11 protein-coding genes, 1 tRNA gene and 2 pseudogenes are annotated in these 14899 nt (G+C 69.9%); 6 read left to right on the top strand and 8 right to left on the bottom strand.

Annotated features, from left to right (window positions below):
• From ACFT7S_RS04385 to ACFT7S_RS04370, 4 genes are all read right to left on the bottom strand, one after another.
• Window positions 1-2538 (bottom strand): tetratricopeptide repeat protein (locus tag ACFT7S_RS04385; RefSeq protein ID WP_382726751.1); only part of this gene is annotated, 2538 nt, incomplete at its 3' end.
• The gene (locus ACFT7S_RS04380) at window positions 2535-2915 is read right to left on the bottom strand and encodes a hypothetical protein (RefSeq protein WP_382726748.1); all 381 of its coding nucleotides are present in this window, start codon (window positions 2913-2915) and stop codon (window positions 2535-2537) included. The genes ACFT7S_RS04385 and ACFT7S_RS04380, both read right to left, overlap by 4 nt.
• A 533-nt stretch (window positions 2916-3448) precedes the next feature.
• Entirely contained in the window at window positions 3449-3991 is a 543-nt protein-coding gene (locus ACFT7S_RS04375) for a GNAT family N-acetyltransferase (protein WP_382726745.1), read from the bottom strand.
• Window positions 3988-4761, bottom strand: a complete 774-nt coding sequence (locus tag ACFT7S_RS04370; protein ID WP_382726827.1) for a GntR family transcriptional regulator — start codon at window positions 4759-4761, stop codon at window positions 3988-3990. Before ACFT7S_RS04370 ends, ACFT7S_RS04375 begins: the two co-directional genes overlap by 4 nt.
• 592 nt (window positions 4762-5353) lie before the next feature.
• Between ACFT7S_RS04370 and ACFT7S_RS04365 the strand changes: the two genes are divergently transcribed.
• From ACFT7S_RS04365 to ACFT7S_RS04340, 6 genes and pseudogenes are all read left to right on the top strand, one after another.
• On the top strand, window positions 5354-5620 hold the full coding sequence (locus ACFT7S_RS04365; RefSeq protein ID WP_382726742.1) for a DUF6284 family protein: 267 nt from the start codon (window positions 5354-5356) through the stop codon (window positions 5618-5620).
• Entirely contained in the window at window positions 5617-6216 is a 600-nt protein-coding gene (locus ACFT7S_RS04360; protein WP_382726740.1) for a hypothetical protein, read from the top strand. Before ACFT7S_RS04365 ends, ACFT7S_RS04360 begins: the two co-directional genes overlap by 4 nt.
• Window positions 6213-6539 (top strand): DUF6303 family protein, encoded by a 327-nt coding sequence (locus ACFT7S_RS04355; protein WP_382726737.1) that lies wholly within the window; start codon window positions 6213-6215, stop codon window positions 6537-6539. Before ACFT7S_RS04360 ends, ACFT7S_RS04355 begins: the two co-directional genes overlap by 4 nt.
• On the top strand, window positions 6536-7399 hold the full coding sequence (locus tag ACFT7S_RS04350) for a protein spdB (RefSeq protein WP_382726735.1): 864 nt from the start codon (window positions 6536-6538) through the stop codon (window positions 7397-7399). The genes ACFT7S_RS04355 and ACFT7S_RS04350 overlap by 4 nt, the downstream gene beginning before the upstream one ends.
• Window positions 7399-7635: pseudogene (locus tag ACFT7S_RS04345) on the top strand (RRQRL motif-containing zinc-binding protein); the annotation flags it as partial. The gene ACFT7S_RS04350 and the pseudogene ACFT7S_RS04345, both read left to right, overlap by 1 nt.
• A gap of 217 nt (window positions 7636-7852) precedes the next feature.
• Window positions 7853-8206 (top strand): annotated as a pseudogene (locus ACFT7S_RS04340) (tyrosine-type recombinase/integrase); the annotation flags it as partial.
• A gap of 47 nt (window positions 8207-8253) precedes the next feature.
• Here the strand turns inward: ACFT7S_RS04340 and ACFT7S_RS04335 are convergent.
• The 4 genes from ACFT7S_RS04335 to tmk all read right to left on the bottom strand — a co-directional run bounded on the left by ACFT7S_RS04335 (window position 8254) and on the right by tmk (window position 14742).
• Window positions 8254-8327: transfer RNA gene (locus ACFT7S_RS04335), tRNA-Thr, on the bottom strand.
• A 109-nt stretch (window positions 8328-8436) separates the two neighbouring features.
• Window positions 8437-9966 carry an alpha/beta hydrolase gene (locus ACFT7S_RS04330; RefSeq protein WP_382726732.1) on the bottom strand — a complete coding sequence of 510 codons (1530 nt, stop codon included), beginning with the start codon at window positions 9964-9966 and terminating at the stop codon, window positions 8437-8439.
• 82 nt (window positions 9967-10048) lie between these two features.
• Window positions 10049-11254 carry a DNA polymerase III subunit delta' gene (locus ACFT7S_RS04325; RefSeq protein ID WP_382726730.1) on the bottom strand — a complete coding sequence of 402 codons (1206 nt, stop codon included), beginning with the start codon at window positions 11252-11254 and terminating at the stop codon, window positions 10049-10051.
• 227 nt (window positions 11255-11481) lie between these two features.
• Window positions 11482-14742 (bottom strand): dTMP kinase, encoded by a 3261-nt coding sequence (gene tmk, locus ACFT7S_RS04320; protein WP_382726728.1) that lies wholly within the window; start codon window positions 14740-14742, stop codon window positions 11482-11484.
• Window positions 14743-14899: the final 157 nt, after the last annotated feature.

Here is a 14899-nt window from a genome sequence, read left to right as displayed (position 1 = left end):
GACCTGCTCGCATTGGGCAAGGGTGGCCTCGTACAGAGGGATGGCCCGCACCAGATCGCGCCCTGCCAAGTAGGCGCCGGCGAGGTCGTTGCGGCTGGAGAGAGTGTGGGGGTGGGTGTCGCCGAGGACCTGCTCGCATTGGGCGAGAGTGGCCGAGTACAGACGGATAGCCCGCACCAGATCGCGCCCTGCCAAGTAGGCGCCGGCGAGGTCGTTGCGGCTGGAGAGAGTGTGGGGGTGGGTGTCGCCGAGGACCTGCTCGCGCTCGGCAATGACGGCCTCGTACAGAGGGATAGCCCGCCCCAGATCCCCTACCGATTCATACGCGTAGGCGAGGTCGTTGCGGCTAGACAGGGTTTGCAGGTGGGTGTCGCCGAGGACCTGCTCGCATTGGGCAAGGGTGGCCTCGTACAGAGGGATGGCCCGCACCAGATCGCGCCCTGCCAAGTAGGCGCCGGCGAGGTCGTTGCGGCTAGAGAGAGTGTGGGGGTGGGTGTCGCCGAGGACCTGCTCGCATTGGGCAAGGGTGGCCTCGTACAGAGGGATGGCCCGCCCCAGATCGCGCCCTGCCATGTAGGCGCCGGCGAGGTTGTTGCGGCTGGAGAGAGTGTGGGGGTGGGTGTCGCCGAGGACCTGCTCGCGCTGGGCGAGAGTGGCCTCGTACAGAGGGATAGCCCGTTCCAGGTCCCCCACCGATTGGTACGCGTAGGCGAGGTTGTTGCGGCTCGTCAGGGTTTGCGGGTGGGTGTCGCCGAGGACCTGCTCGCGCTCGGCAAGGACGGCCTCGTACAGAGGGATGGCCCGCCCCAGATCCCCTGCCGATTCAAACGCGTAGGCGAGGTCGTTGCGGCTAGTCAGCGTATCGGGGTGGCTGCCACCGAGGACCTGCTCGCGCTCGGCAAGGGTGGCCTCGTACAGAGGGATGGCCCGCCCCAGATCCCCCGCCGATTCAAACGCCCCGGCGAGGCTGTTGCGGCTAGTCAGCGTATCGGGGTGGCTGCCACCGAGGACCTGCTCGCGCTCGGCAAGGACGGCCTCGTACAGAGGGATGGCCCGCCCCAGATCCCCCGCCGATTCAAACGCCGCAGCAAGGTTGTTCCGGCTAGTCAGGGTGTGGGGGTGGGTGTCGCCGAGGACCTGCTCGCGCTCCGCGAGAATGGCCTCAAAAAGGGGGATGGTGCGGGCGGTGTGGCCTTGTTGGTGAAGACGGTTCGCAGCGGTGGCATACGCGTCGGCAAGGGGGATGTTGTGGCGGCCGGGCGGAGTCGTGGCGGCGAGGGTGACCAGGTGGGGCGTAGTGGAGTCCCACTGGTTGTTAGTGGTGTTGCCCTGGCCCGGAGGCGGGGTCAGATGGCGAAGGACACATTGTTCGGCGCGGTTGCGGCCCTGGAGCTGCCGCTCTGAGTACGTGCCGACGGTGTCTTGGGGAGTGCGCAGGACGGTTTGGACCATGCGGTGCACACTGAGACCGCTTCCGGTGTCGGTAACCATGCTGTAGGCGGCCAGGGTGCCGATGGCCTCCGCGATGTCGTCCGGCTCTGCACCAGATGGTGTGACCAGGGTGTGCGGGATGTCGTCCGGGGCGAGCCAGGAGGCGGTATGCAGTACCTCCACGGCAAGCGGACTGTCCTCCTCCAGGGTGTGGAAGGTGACGTTCCAGATCCGGGCGATGGTGCGTTCGGCGTCGATTCCATGGGCGGTCTTGTCAAGTTTGGTGTCCAGGCGACGGCGATAGGAATCGAGACTGACACCGCGGTTCTGCGCTAGGTAGGCGCCAGCCTGCCTGATTGCCAGAGGGAATTGCCCCAGGTCGGCGGTCAGAGCGCGGGCGTCCTCCTGCTGCCGTGGCGTAGGGGCAGTGTCCTTGAAGACAAGTCTGCACAGCAGGACGGTGGCATCGTCGGAAGCCAGGTTGCCCAGGATCAGTGTGGGGACGTTGTCGGGCCAGCCCGTGGTGCGGCGGCTGGTGGCCAAGTGGTGCCCCTGGTGGAGTGCCCCGGTGTATGGGGCAAGGTCGTCGGGGTTCTCGACGTTGTCGTAGACCAACAGCCAGCCCGGATTCCAGGCCAGCCACTGCATCGCCCACGCTACCTGGGCGGCGCGTCCGGCCATGGCGGCCCAGTCGGGAACGAGCATGTGCGTGAGGTTGGTGAGGGAGGTCTCGATCTCGTCGGAGGACGCGGCGTTGATCCACCAAATTAGGGTGTAGTCGCCGCGGTGGCGGTGGGCGTAGTGCAGGGCGAGGGCACTCTTGCCGATCCCGCCCAGGCCGTGCACGGCCCCGCTCTGGGTAATGGCGCCTTCACACTGGTTAGTCAAACTGCGGCGCAACCGGACCAGTTCTTCGTTACGTCCCAGGCAGAGAGCGTCCGGGGCCAGGTTGGACGTGCCCGGAGCCGCTGTGACCTTCGCCGGCGCGTACAACGCTTCGGTCGGCACCACGTCCCCGGTGTAGGCGTTGCCGATCCGCCCAGCCGCGATCGACCGGTTTCCGACGGCCTCGACACGCAGCCGGGACACGGCGTCGTCCGTACTCATGGCCGGGGTGGGGTGTGACCGTCGCCGGTGATCGCGGTGCCGATGTGCTGAGCGGCAATCGACCGCTCACCGGACGCTGTGACGGTGACTGTGCCCGCGGTCGGCACGGGCAGCAAAGCGGTCAGTTCCTCCCGCAGCTCGCGGTCATCCTGCAACGCGCTCTTGAGCAGCCTGACCAGCACGGCCGTGGTGTACACATCGTCCTGTTCGTCGACGGCCTCGTTCACCACACGTTCCAGCTCGGCCCGGCCCGCCTCGTCCCCACGCCGCCACACCGCCTGGAGGATTCGCTGCCCCAGACCGACTGTGGCATCGGCGGCCGCGTCCTGGGCCCGGGTAAGCACTGCCGCCCCGTAGGCACTCACCGCAACCGTCACGGCAGGACCAGCCTGCTGCACCCACTGCGCGATCTCAGCACTAACCACACCCAACCCCCGTCACGCACAAGACTGTTACCGGGGCATCCCCGGACGTCCGTGAACCCAGGGTAGGTCCTCACACCTCGATGTGCCGGGTGTGGCGGGATATTCGGTAGGGGCACGGAAGCTGCGGTCGGCGGAGCGGCTTTGGGCTGGAGCTGCTTCGGCGCGAGTGACCATGCCCCTTAAGTTTCCGGCGCGTTGGGCGCCTATGGACCTGCCCGGCAATCACGACGTTGCGGCCGTGATCTTCGAGGCTCGCGCCAAAGTGGCTGCCTAAAGCTGTGGAGTGGACCGCCTCAGCCACGAAGTGCCCCCTTCCGTGGCATCGGGCGGCTGATTGCTGTGTGCGGGACAGGCGCCGACCGGGCTGGAGCGGGGCGAAGACAGGGGCGCAGGCCCAGCACGGGGGCGGGCCTGCGCGCGGTGAGCGGAGCGAGCCGCCTTGATGAAGTTGGAAAAGTTCTACCGCGCTTGGAAGCAAGTCGATTTCAGGCGGGAGCGTTCTCGAATCCGTGCTTGGTCGGCGCCGTTCGACGCTGGGCGAGCCACCCGGACACCCGCGGTCCCCCGTTCACCGCACCTCCAGCTCGGACAGTACGGACATGCTCGAACCCTTGCTGGAGGTAGTAGAGCTGTAGAGGTTCGTTCGTGGTCCACGCGTCGAGGCGGAGCCAAGTTGCACCACCTCGATAGGCCCGGTCGCAGGCCCAATTGAGCACCCGACCCCCAAGGTCCTGCCCGGCGTGTGTCCGGGCCACAGTCAGCTTGGTGATGAAGATGGATGGCTCAGCCAACTCCTCGTCCGTCCACAAGCCCTCTTCCGCCTCCGGCGAGAGAGTGATGGTGGCTGCGGTCAAGTCGCCGTCCATGACCATGAAAACGGAGCCCGCCTCGATCGCGGCGGCAAGCCGGTCGGCAGGATATGGGCGTTGCCACTGGTCGCTGCCGAGACGTGAGAGCCAAGCCGCAGCCTCCTCTCGAAACGCGATGAGCTTGGATACGTCGTCAGGGCGTGCGGGCGTGATTTTCACTGGGGATCGATCTCGCTTCGGGCCGACTGGTCGCCGATCTCGTAGTTCATCCGGTTCAGGTCACCCCGGAACGTCGTGATGGTGCAGCGGATGGGGCGTTCTGCTGAGTACCCCGTGCGCATCCAGAGAAGTACGGGCACTCCCGCGCCGATCTCCAACAGGCGCGCCTCGTCGGGCGTCGGCATGCGGGTTGAAATCTCGTCGAAGTACCCCACCTGCTCGGTCCCGCGTGCGGCGAGGTAGCGCGTGGTGCCCTCTTCGATGTCTCCGGGCTCGGCAAGCCTGGGAGCCTCGTCGGCGAGCCATGCGGGGTAGTACGTGGCCTGAGTCGACCACGGCACGTCATCGACGTACCGATGGCAGAACCGCAGGACCGCACGGGACTGAGCATCTACCTTCAGCCGCTCTGCCACTTCGGCCGGCGCAGGAAGGATTTCGACCCTGAACGTCTGGTGCGGTCGTCGGCCCGCGGCGGTTACGTCGGTGCTGTACGCGTCACCGTTCTGCGGGAAGTCCAGGTTCTCGAACCGGGAGGCGTTCAGCTTGAACACCTCGTGCTTGGACACCTCGTACCCGAGCCCCTGGCTTGAGGAGACAAGGCCCTGCGTGACCAGCAAGCCGAGCCCGGACCGCACGGTATTCCGCGACGCGTCGAAGCGGGCTGACAGCTCGCTCTCCGAAGGAAGTCGGGACCCGGGCGAGTAGGTCCCGTTGTCGATTTCGCGGCGCAGAGCATCCGCGACTTGCCGGTACTTCGGCTGCTTGCTCATGACCCCATCATGACGCACTCGCTCAACTTGTTGGTACATGTAGGCCCCGATCGCTTGACGCCTGACGTTCCGTGGGTGCACCATCACTACATCGACTTGTACCAACAAGTTGAGCAAGCGGTGCAGCTCCTTCAAGTGTGCCCGGTTGCGCGTTATTCCCCTCCTTCGGGCGGCGGACGCATGACTCAACAACTCCACAGCGTGATCCACCGCAGTACGACGGCCGCGACAGTTCCGGCCGAGGCGAGTGGAGACCAGCCGACCGAGAAACGGCCCCCTTCACACCGGGGCCCACACCCCCTGACCGGGGAACGCCATCGGCTCTAAGAACCGCACGGCACACCTTCGAAGCTGCGACCTCAGACTTCTGGGATTTCGGATCTCCCCGGAACGAGCAGCGCCGTGCGCAACAGGAGAACCGAAGCACCAGCGCTCACGGTGCCCGGCATTCGGGCTCGCCTCTTCGGCGGGCTGCGGTGCCGGGTCGCCGCGGTCGCTCGTAGTCCACGAACGACCCAGACGGCGCGAGGCCCCGGTGCTCGAACACCGGGGCCTCATTTCGGGCCGTCTCACCCCTAGGAGATAACGACCCATGAAGCCCATCGCTGCACTTCAGGACCTCGTTACGGCCGCGTCGCTCGATATGGAGCCGTCGGCCGCTGAGCTGGACGCGATCGAGCTGGAGATGCCCGTCATCCTGGCGGACGTCGACCTGCTGGACGCGCAGATCATGACCATCGACCGCCTGGCCACCGAGCTGGACGAGCGGCGTATCCGCCGGGCCCGCCGGCGGGTGCTGGCCGCCCGCCGCGACCTGACCAACCGCGCCGACTCGGTGCTGTCGGGCGGTGCCGCATGATGGCCATCGCCCCCGCCCCCGAGAGGCTGCTCGACCACCGGGGAAACCCCCGGGCGTCCTTCGAGATTTCGCTCGGCTACGAGCAGGCGCGGCTTGGCATGGCGTTTCACGAGGCCGGTCACGCGGTGCTGGCCATGGCCTACGGGATGTGCGTCCTGACCAGCGAGGTCATCGCCTGGTCCCCCGAAGTAGACGAGTGGACCCTTACCGGCAACACGGCGTTCAATACGCACGACCTCAATCCGTGGCATTTCGCGGCACAGCACGCTGCCGGTGAGATCGCCCAGGTGCAGTACCTGCTGACGTACGGCCTGTGGACGCCGGAGCGGGCCTTGGCCTGCAACGCCGACCACGACCGCGAGCAGGCCATCGACGTACTCGCCGACTTCGGGTACGACCTGGGCCGCGACCACACCCCCCAGGACGGCAAGTCCTGGGGCATGGTCCGCGGCATGGCCCGCCGCAAGATCGGCTACCTGTGGCGTGAGATCCGCACCGTGGCCCTGGCCATGGACGAACGGACCATCCTCACCGGCGACGACATCGCCACCCTGACCGGCATGACCAACCCTCCGCTGTCCGGAGGTTCGGTATGAACGGGCGCACGTTGAGGGCGCGGCTCGGTCTGCGCTGCTGCGGAACGACCGCACCGCAGCGCACCACCGGCCCGTGCTGGCAGATGTTCGTGGCCATGACCGGCAGGGTCAGTGACTGGCCGGTCCACACCTGGCCCACGTCCACGGAGATTCCGAGCATCAACGAGCGCGAGGCGGCTCTCGCGTCCCTCGGGTTCGTCCTGGTCGACGGGGCCGAGTGGGAGTGGACGGAGGACACCGGGCCGGAGTACCACCCTCACCCGGTGCGCGTCTCGCTCATCGCCGCTGCCGAGGTCCGGCCGTCGGACGGGGGTGCGGCATGAAGGGGAAGACCGTGCTGCCCGCCGTCGCGATGACGGCGGTGTCGATGGTCCTCACGCTGGCCGTCGTCGTGATGTGGCTCGGCACGGCGATGCCGTGGCCTGTCGCTCTGGTCGTCGGCCTCGGGATCGACGGCGGATGGCTCGCCACCCTCGCCTACGAGCGCCGCCTGGCCGCGCAGGGCGACCACAGCAACGTCGTTACCGGCGTCGGTTGGTCCTTCGGTCTGATCGCGACTGGCGTCCTGATTGCTCACGCGCTCACCGCCGAGGGATCGGCCGGCGCGTGGCTGGCTGTTGCCTGGCTACCCGTCGCGGCCAAAGCCCTGTGGTTGGTGCACGGGCTGTGGGAGCGGACCGCACTCACCGGCCAGGCGCTGGACGCGATCCAGGGCATCCAGCAGGAAGCCCGCGACGAAGCCGCCGTGGCCCGCGCCCGACTGCGGTCTGAGGCTGCCACGGAGGAGACCCGGCTGACCGCTGTGACGCAGGCCGGGGCCCGCGTCGCACAGGTCCAGGCAAAGACCGCCAACACCCTCTCCCGGGCCTGGTCGACGCTGGAGACGACGCGTAAGGGGGAGGGCACGGGCAGGGCGCTGACCAGCGTGACGACCCGCGTCACGCCCGGCGTCACACCCCGCTGGGAACTGCCGGTCTGGGGCCCCACCGAGTCGGTCACGCAGCTCGCCCTGGAGACAGCCCCCGTTCTCACCTATGAGGCGTTGGACGCGCTGGTCGAGCAGATCCGTCACAGCGAGACGCCCGCTCTGTCCTACCGGGAGATGGCGAGCCGCTTCCGGTCTGCCGGCCATTCCGCTTCCGAGGTCCGGTTGCGGTCCGCGTGGAAACGCATGGTCGCCTGATGGCCACCCTGCCCATCTACCGGTGGCGCCTCGCCCCAGACGGCTACGCGACCCGCCGCCAACTCCGGTCCCTCGGGCTACGGCCCGGCGGGCAGGACGTCGCCGCACAGCTCGAACGCCCCCGCCGACGGCGGGGCCCGCTGGTCGCCTACCTCTACCGCATCGACCGAGCCAAGCCCGTACGCCCCATGACACCGGGCCGCGCCGCAGCGCTCTCCAGCCCCGGGCGGAGCAGGTTCGGAGCGGCCCCGCCGTCAACGGCCTTGTCCCCCAGCGCCATGCGGGCCTGGGACTCAGTGGTGGGAACGGAGGGGTCGGCGGTGGCGGCGGCCCACCCGTGGCAGACGCGGGCGACGGCTTGTCTTCGATCTCTTCGACCGTCGTCTCAGGGGCCGGCTGCAACCAATCTGCGTCCGTCCAGGCCGGCGACGATCCGGGGCATCGCCGCACTCGGATGGGCGTCCCCTTGACCCGCGCGCCGACTACGAAGAGTTCAAGCAACTGCTCGGGGAGGCTGGGATCGACGACCGCCGCCTGTACGACGGCAGTCGCCACACTGCTGGCACGATCCTGAACGAGTTGGGGGTGGACATGCCCACGATCATGGAGATCCTTCGGCACACCCAGATCAGCCAGACCCGGCGCTACGTGAAGGGGCGGTCTCACCTATCGAAGGACGCCATGCGTCGCATGGGCGAGTTCTTCGTCCCCTCGCCAACGAAGCCGGATCCGGGCCCCACTGAGACCAGAACTGAGACCGTCGACACTCGCGCGGCCCGCGCTCGGCGTCGTCGCCGCATCCAGTAAAAGCAAAAGCCCCAGGTCACGGTTAGTGAGTCCTGGGGCTTCAACGGAGCCGCCTTCGGGATTCGAACCCGAGACCTACGCATTACGAGTGCGTTGCTCTGGCCAACTGAGCTAAGGCGGCACGCCCTGTCGCACTATGGTGCGATCAGCAGCGGGCCCAAGTCTACACAGTTTCCGGGGGTGCTCCGCACCGGCCGCCCCCGGAGACGTATCCGCAGGTCAGGCGCCGGTCAGGAGCACTTCTTGCCGTCCTTGGGAGGCGTGCCCTCCAGCAGGTACGTGTTGATCGCCGTGTCGATGCAGTCGCTTCCCCGGCCGTACGCCGTGTGGCCGTCGCCCTCGTACGTGAGGAGGGTGCCGGAGGAGAGCTGGTCCGCGAGCGACTCGGCCCACTTGTACGGGGTGGCCGGGTCCCTGGTGGTGCCGACCACGACGATCGGCGCCGCGCCCTTCGCCTCGGTGCGGTGGGGGGTTCCGGTGGGCTCGGCCGGCCAGTAGCCGCAGTTCAGGGCCGCCCAGGCGAAGCCCTTGCCGAAGACCGGGGACGCCTGCTCGAAGCTGGGGACGGCCGTCCGGACTGCGGTGGGAGTGTCGAAGGCCGGGGGCAGGTCGAGGCAGTTCACGGCCGCGTTGGCGAACATGAGGTTGGCGTACGAGCCGTTCGGCTCGCGCTCGTAGTAGCTGTCGGCGAGGGCGAGAAGACCCGAGCCGTCGCTGCGCTCGGCGCCTGCCAGGGCCTCACGGAGCTGCGGCCAGGCCGATTCGTCGTACATGGCGGCGATCACGCCGGTCGTGGCCAGCGACTCGCTGAGCTTCCGGCTTTCGCCGGTCGGGATCGGCTTGGCGTCCAGGTCCGTGAAGAGCTGCTTGAGCGCGGTGCCCGCCGCGTCGGTGGAGGTGGTGCCGAGGGGGCAGTCCTCCTTCTTCACGCAGTCCGCGGCGAAGGACTGGAACGCCGCCTCGAAGCCCGCTGTCTGGTCGCGGTTGATGTCGATCGCCGGGAGGGACGGGTCCATCGCACCGTCGAGGACCAGCCGGCCCACCCGGTCCGGGAAGAGCTCGGCGTACGTCGCACCGAGGAAGGTGCCGTAGGACGCCCCGACGTAGTGCAGCTTCTCGTCGCCCAGCAGGGCGCGCAGGACGTCCATGTCGCGGGCCGTCTCGACAGTGGAGACATGCGGGAGGATTCTTTCGGAACGCTTCTCGCAGCCGTCGGCGAACTTCTCGAAGGCGGCGCTCAGCTTGCTGATCTCGGCGTCGTCGTCGGGGGTCTGGTCGACCTGGGTGTAGGCGTCCATCTCCTTGCCGGTCAGACACTCGACGGGCTCACTGCGGGCCACTCCGCGCGGATCGATGGCCACCATGTCATAGCGGGCGCGGACCGGGGCCGGGTAGCCGATGGCCGCGTACCCCTGGAGGTAGCCGATGGCCGAACCGCCCGGGCCGCCCGGATTCACCAGGAGCGAGCCGATCCGCTTGCCCGGTCCGGTGGCCTTCTTGCGGGAGACGGCCAGCTTGATGTCCCCGTCATCGGGATTCGCGTAGTCCAGCGGCGCCTTCATGGTGGTGCACTGGAAGCCCTCCGCACCGCAGTCCCGCCAGCTCAGCTTCTGCGCGTAATACGGCTTGAGATCCTTGGGGGCCGCGGCTCCGGCGGCCGACGCACTCGTCGTCGACGATCCGCTGCTGCAGCCGGAGATGAGGAGGCCGGCAGTGCCGAGCGCGGTGGCGGAGATGCGGAGCAGGCGCCTGGTGTCCATCCCCGGAGCCTAGCCGCCGAGTGACGACTCGTCCGATTCCCTACTCATTCGGATTAATACCCGCCCCACCTACGCTGCTGCGTCAGCCGGCCCGGAGCGCCATCGTCATCGCCTCCACCGCGAGCAGCGGTGCCACGTTGCGGTCGAGCGCCTTGCGGCAGGCGATCACCGCCTCGATCCGGCGCAGGGTGCGCTCGGGGGTCGACGACCGGGCGATCCGGTCGAGCGCGTCCTCCGCGTCGACATTGGCGATCGCGATCCGCGAACCGAGCTGGAGTGCCAGTACGTCGCGGTAGAAACCGGTCAGATCGGTGAGCGCCAGGTCGAGGCTGTCACGCTGCGAACGGGTCTTGCGGCGCTTCTGTCTGTCCTCCAGCTCCTTCATCACCCCCGCCGTGCCACGGGGCATCCGACCTCCGGCGACAGCGCCGAGGGCCGCCTTCATGTCCTCGGTCTCCTTGACGTCGACCTCGTCCGAGACCTGCTTGGCCTCATCGGTCGCGGTGTCGATCAGCTCCTGGGCGGCCTTCAGGCAGCCGCCGACATCGTCGATCCGGAGCGGGAGCTTGAGCACGGCAGCGCGGCGGGCCCTGGCCCGCTCGTCCGTGGCCAGGCGACGGGCCCGGCCGATGTGGCCCTGCGTGGCGCGGGCCGCGGACGCGGCACGCTCGGGGTCGATGCCGTCCCGCCGGATCAGGACGTCGGCGACGGCCTCGACGGGCGGTGTGCGGAGCGTGAGGTGGCGGCAACGGGAGCGGATCGTGGGCAGGACGTCCTCCAGGGAGGGCGCGCAGAGCAGCCACACCGTGCGAGGGGCGGGCTCCTCGACGGCCTTCAGCAGGACGTTGCCCGCGCCCTCGGTCAGGCGGTCGGCGTCCTCCAGGACGATGACCTGCCAGCGGCCGATGGCCGGGGAGAGCTGGGCGCGGCGGACCAGCTCTCGGGTCTCCTTCACACCGATCGACAGCAGGTCGGTGCGGATGACGTCGACGTCGGCGTGCGTACCGACCAGGCTGGTGTGGCAGCCGTCGCAGAAGCCGCAGCCCGGGATGCCGCCGAGGGCCCGGTCCGGGCTGGTGCACTGGAGCGCGGCGGCGAAGGCACGGGCGGCGGTGGACCGCCCGGACCCGGGCGGTCCGGTGAACAGCCAGGCGTGCGTCATCCTCGAGCCCGGGGGCACGGGCTCACCCGTGGAGATGGCGGTGACCAGCGCATCGGCATCCCGGGCGGCCGCAGCGAGCTGCGCCTGCACCCGGTCCTGTCCGACGAGGTCGTCCCATACGGTCATGGGTCACCGCCCTTCCGGTGGTGTGATGGTGCGTCGTGCGTTGGCGGGGTGGTGCGGCGCGCGTTCGTGTTGCGGTCGGGCCGGATTCCCATTGTGGGGGAAGGGTCTGACAATCCCGGCTTTCCGGCCTGAGGGGCGAGCAGGCTCCCCCGGACGCGGCCGCCGGTTACGCGCCATCGGCGGGCCCGGAATTCCGGGCCCGCCGATAAGGGGAGTCGGGCAGACGGTCAGCCGCGCGGACGCCGGCCCCGGCCGGACGGGCCCGGGTCCTCGTCATGGCCGCCGAGCAGTTCGTCGGCCAGGGACGGCAGGTCGTCCAGCGGCGTCTCCTCGGCCCAGTCGGGACGGGGGCGCTTCTGGCGGGCCTGACGGTCGTACGCGTCCTGGGTGGCCCGCGGGTCGTCGCTGATCTGCGGCAGCTCGCGCGTGCGCTCGTTCTCGCTCTCCGAAGCGGGCGCGGCAGGACGCTCGTCGCGGAAGATGCCCGGCGGCACACGGTCGGACGGTGCCTCGTCCCGTACCGACGGCAGGACCGTCGTCTCGTCCGCGTCCCGTGCCGGACGGCGCCCGGCCGGATCGTCCACCCGCGGCAGCATGGCCGTTTCGGCGTCGTCCGCGACCGGACGGCCGGAGCGGGGAGAGCGGTCGGAGTGCGGGCGGTCGGCCGGGGGCGCCACCGGCGAAGGCACCGGCTGCGTCACCTCGTTCGCCCCGACGATCGGCGTCGGCACCGTGAGCTCGTTGTCGGGCACGGACGGCCCGGAGCGGTCGGAGCGGTCAGACCCGTCGGACGGAGCGGACGGCTGTGAGCGCTCGGCACGCTCCGCTGCCGCAGCGGCGGCAGCCTCGGCCTGTGCCCTGGACGCAGCCTCTGCCTGTGCCCTGGACGCAGCCTCCGCCTCCGCCCTGGACGCGGCCTCCGCCTCCGCCTGACGCCGTGCCTCCTCGGCCCTCAGCAGGGCCTCCTCCGCCTTGCGCTGCTTCTCAAGACGCCGCGCCTCCGCCTCCTTGCGCAGCCGCGCCTCTTCCTCGGCCTGCCTGCGGAGGCGTTCCTGCTCGGCCGCGCGCACCTGCTCCTCGGCCTCGCGCCTGACCCGCTCCTCCTCCGCGAGACGACGCGCTTCCTCGGCCCGCAGCCGGGCCTCCTCGGCCTGCCGTTCGGCCTCGCGCTGCCGCGCCTCCTCCAGCTCGCGGCGCTTGCGCTCCTCCTCCTCGGCACGGAGCTTGGCGAGCTGTTCCTGCCGCTCGCGCTCCAGCCGCTCCTCCTCGGCCTTGCGGGCCGCCTCTTCCTCGGCCTTGCGCCTGGCCTCCTCCTCGGCCGCCCTGCGCGCCTCCTCCTGGGCCTTGATCTCGGCCTCGGAGAGCGGAAGGAGCCGGTCGAGCCGGTGGCGTACGACGGTGGTGATCGCTTCCGGCTCCTGGCCGGCATCCACCACCAGGTAGCGGACCGGGTCGGCCGCCGCGAGAGTGAGGAAGCCGGAACGCACCCGGGCGTGGAACTCCGGCGGCTCCGACTCCAGCCGGTCCGGTGCCTCCGTGAACCGTTCGCGCGCGGTCTCCGGGTCCACGTCCAGCAGCACCGTCAGATGCGGTACGAGGCCGCTCGTCGCCCACCGGGAGATCCGGGCGATCTCGGTCGGGGACAGATCACGGCCCGCGCCCTGGTAGGCGACGGACGAGTCGATGTACCGGTCGGAGATGACGATCGCACCGCGCTCCAGCGCCGGACGTACGACCGAGTCGACGTGCTCGGCGCGGTCGGCGGCGTACAGCAGGGCCTCGGCCCGGTTGGAGAGCCCGGCCGACGACACGTCGAGCAGGATCGACCGCAGCCGCTTGCCGACCGGCGTCGCTCCCGGCTCTCGCGTCACGACGACCTCGTGGCCCTTGGCCCGGATCCACTCGGCGAGCGCCTCGACCTGGGTGGACTTGCCGGCCCCGTCGCCGCCCTCCAGGGCGAGGAAGAAGCCGGTGGCGGCGGGCGCGACCGTGGGGTCGCCGCCGCGCACGGCCTCGCGCAGATCGCGCCGCAGCGGCACGCCCGCGCGGTCGTCCGTCCTGGCGAGGAGCACCGCGGCGACGGGCAGCAGCAGCGCGCCGATGAGCATCAGCGCGAACGCTGCCCCGCCGTGCGCGAAGACGAAGTCACCGGAGGCCAGGCGGTGCCGGCCGATGGCGGCGGCGAGCAGCGGGCCGCCGACGGCGCCGAGCGCGATGAGCACCCGGACGACGGCCTGGAGGTGTTCGGTGGTCCTGGCCTGCCGGAACTCCTCGGTCTCCTGGTCGATGATCGTGTGCCCCGTGCGGGCGGCGACACCGGCCGCGTAACCGGCGAGGAGCGCGAGAAGCAGCCCCGTCGCCGTGTCCGGCACCAGGCCGAGCGCGAGGAGCGCGACTCCGGTGACGGCGGTGGCGAAGGCCAGCAGACGGCGCCGCGACAGGGTGGGCAGCACCTTCTGCGCGGTACGGATACCGAGGCCGGTGCCGCCGGTCAGCGCCACGATGAGCAGCGCGAACGTGGCGGGGCCGCCACCCAGGTCGAGCGCGTGCAGTACGGAGACGGCCGCCGCGGCGGCGATCGCCCCGGCGACCGCGGCGCAGGCGCCGACGACCAGCGGAACCGTGCCGGTGCGGCCCTTGTCGGGTCCCGTACCGGTGGCCGGACGGCGCAGGCCCTCCAGGGGCGAACGCGGGCGGGGCGTCGGTGTGCCGGGCAGTTCGAGGAAGTACAGGGTCGAGATCGAGGCGGAGAAGAGTCCGGCCGCGACGTACGAACCGAGTGCCGCCTGGTGGAACGAGAACCAGTCGAGTCCCGCGCCGAGCAGATTGCCGATCAGTGTGGCGATCAGCAGGGCCGCGCCGGCGGCGGGGACCGCGAGGAAGTTCGTCCGCAGGGAGAGCCTGCGCAGTGCGTCACGGTGGTCGGGCAGCGGTCGCACGGCGGCGCCCTCGGCGGGCGGGGCGGGCAGCAGCGCGGGGGCCGCGCTCTCCTTCGCGACCGTCCACAGCCGCTCACCGACGCCGGTGACGAAGACGGTGATCAGGATCATCATGAGTGCCTTGTCGGGCATCCAGTCGATCCACAGCGGGGCGACGACCAGCAGCGCGAGCCGCAGCCCGTCCACCCCGATCATCAGCCAGCGCCGGTCCACCGGCCCGCCCGGTCCCGTGAGCGACGTCAGTGGCCCCAGGAGTACGGCTCCGAAGAGCACCGTGGAAATAATCCGGGCACCGAACACCGCGGCGACGGCGAAGGCCGCCCCTCGGTATCCGGCTCCGAATGAGCCCTCCAGGACCGCTGCTTGCAGCGACAACAGCACCAGCACGAGAAGGGCGAGTGCATCGCCGATACTCCCGACGAGCTGGGCGCTCCACAACCGCTTCAGCGGGGGAACACGCAACAGGGCTCGTACGGCGCGCTCGCGTGAGTCTGCGGCAAGTGTGTCGGAGGTGGGGCTCACGACCGTTGGCTGCTCGGCTCGCGTCATCCGCCCAGCCTATCCGGAGCGGTGCGGTCACCGTTGGCCCCATCCGAACATACGGCCGTCGGGGGGTGGGGCCGGCACCTGCGGGGCTGGGACGAAATACGGGACGGCGGGGCCCGAAGGCCCCGCCGTCCCGTGTGCGCGTGCTCCGTCAGTCCTC

This window comes from Streptomyces sp. NPDC057136, from assembly GCF_042670885.1.
Classification (GTDB): Bacteria; Actinomycetota; Actinomycetes; order Streptomycetales; family Streptomycetaceae; genus Streptomyces.
Note: the sequence above shows the minus strand (reverse complement) of the source record. Positions and strands in the feature narration are given on the sequence as shown.

Bases quoted from the DNA above. Each gene is read 5' to 3' on its own strand.
- ACFT7S_RS04325 (WP_382726730.1), bottom strand. From the start codon at position 11,254: ATGACCGTATGGGACGACCTCGTCGGACAGGACCGGGTGCAGGCGCAG.
- ACFT7S_RS04370 (WP_382726827.1), bottom strand. From the start codon at position 4,761: ATGAGCAAGCAGCCGAAGTACCGGCAAGTCGCGGATGCTCTGCGCCGC.
- ACFT7S_RS04360 (WP_382726740.1), top strand. From the start codon at position 5,617: ATGATGGCCATCGCCCCCGCCCCCGAGAGGCTGCTCGACCACCGGGGA.
- tmk (WP_382726728.1), bottom strand. From the start codon at position 14,742: ATGACGCGAGCCGAGCAGCCAACGGTCGTGAGCCCCACCTCCGACACA.
- ACFT7S_RS04355 (WP_382726737.1), top strand. From the start codon at position 6,213: ATGAACGGGCGCACGTTGAGGGCGCGGCTCGGTCTGCGCTGCTGCGGA.
- ACFT7S_RS04350 (WP_382726735.1), top strand. From the start codon at position 6,536: ATGAAGGGGAAGACCGTGCTGCCCGCCGTCGCGATGACGGCGGTGTCG.
- ACFT7S_RS04330 (WP_382726732.1), bottom strand. From the start codon at position 9,966: ATGGACACCAGGCGCCTGCTCCGCATCTCCGCCACCGCGCTCGGCACT.
- ACFT7S_RS04365 (WP_382726742.1), top strand. From the start codon at position 5,354: ATGAAGCCCATCGCTGCACTTCAGGACCTCGTTACGGCCGCGTCGCTC.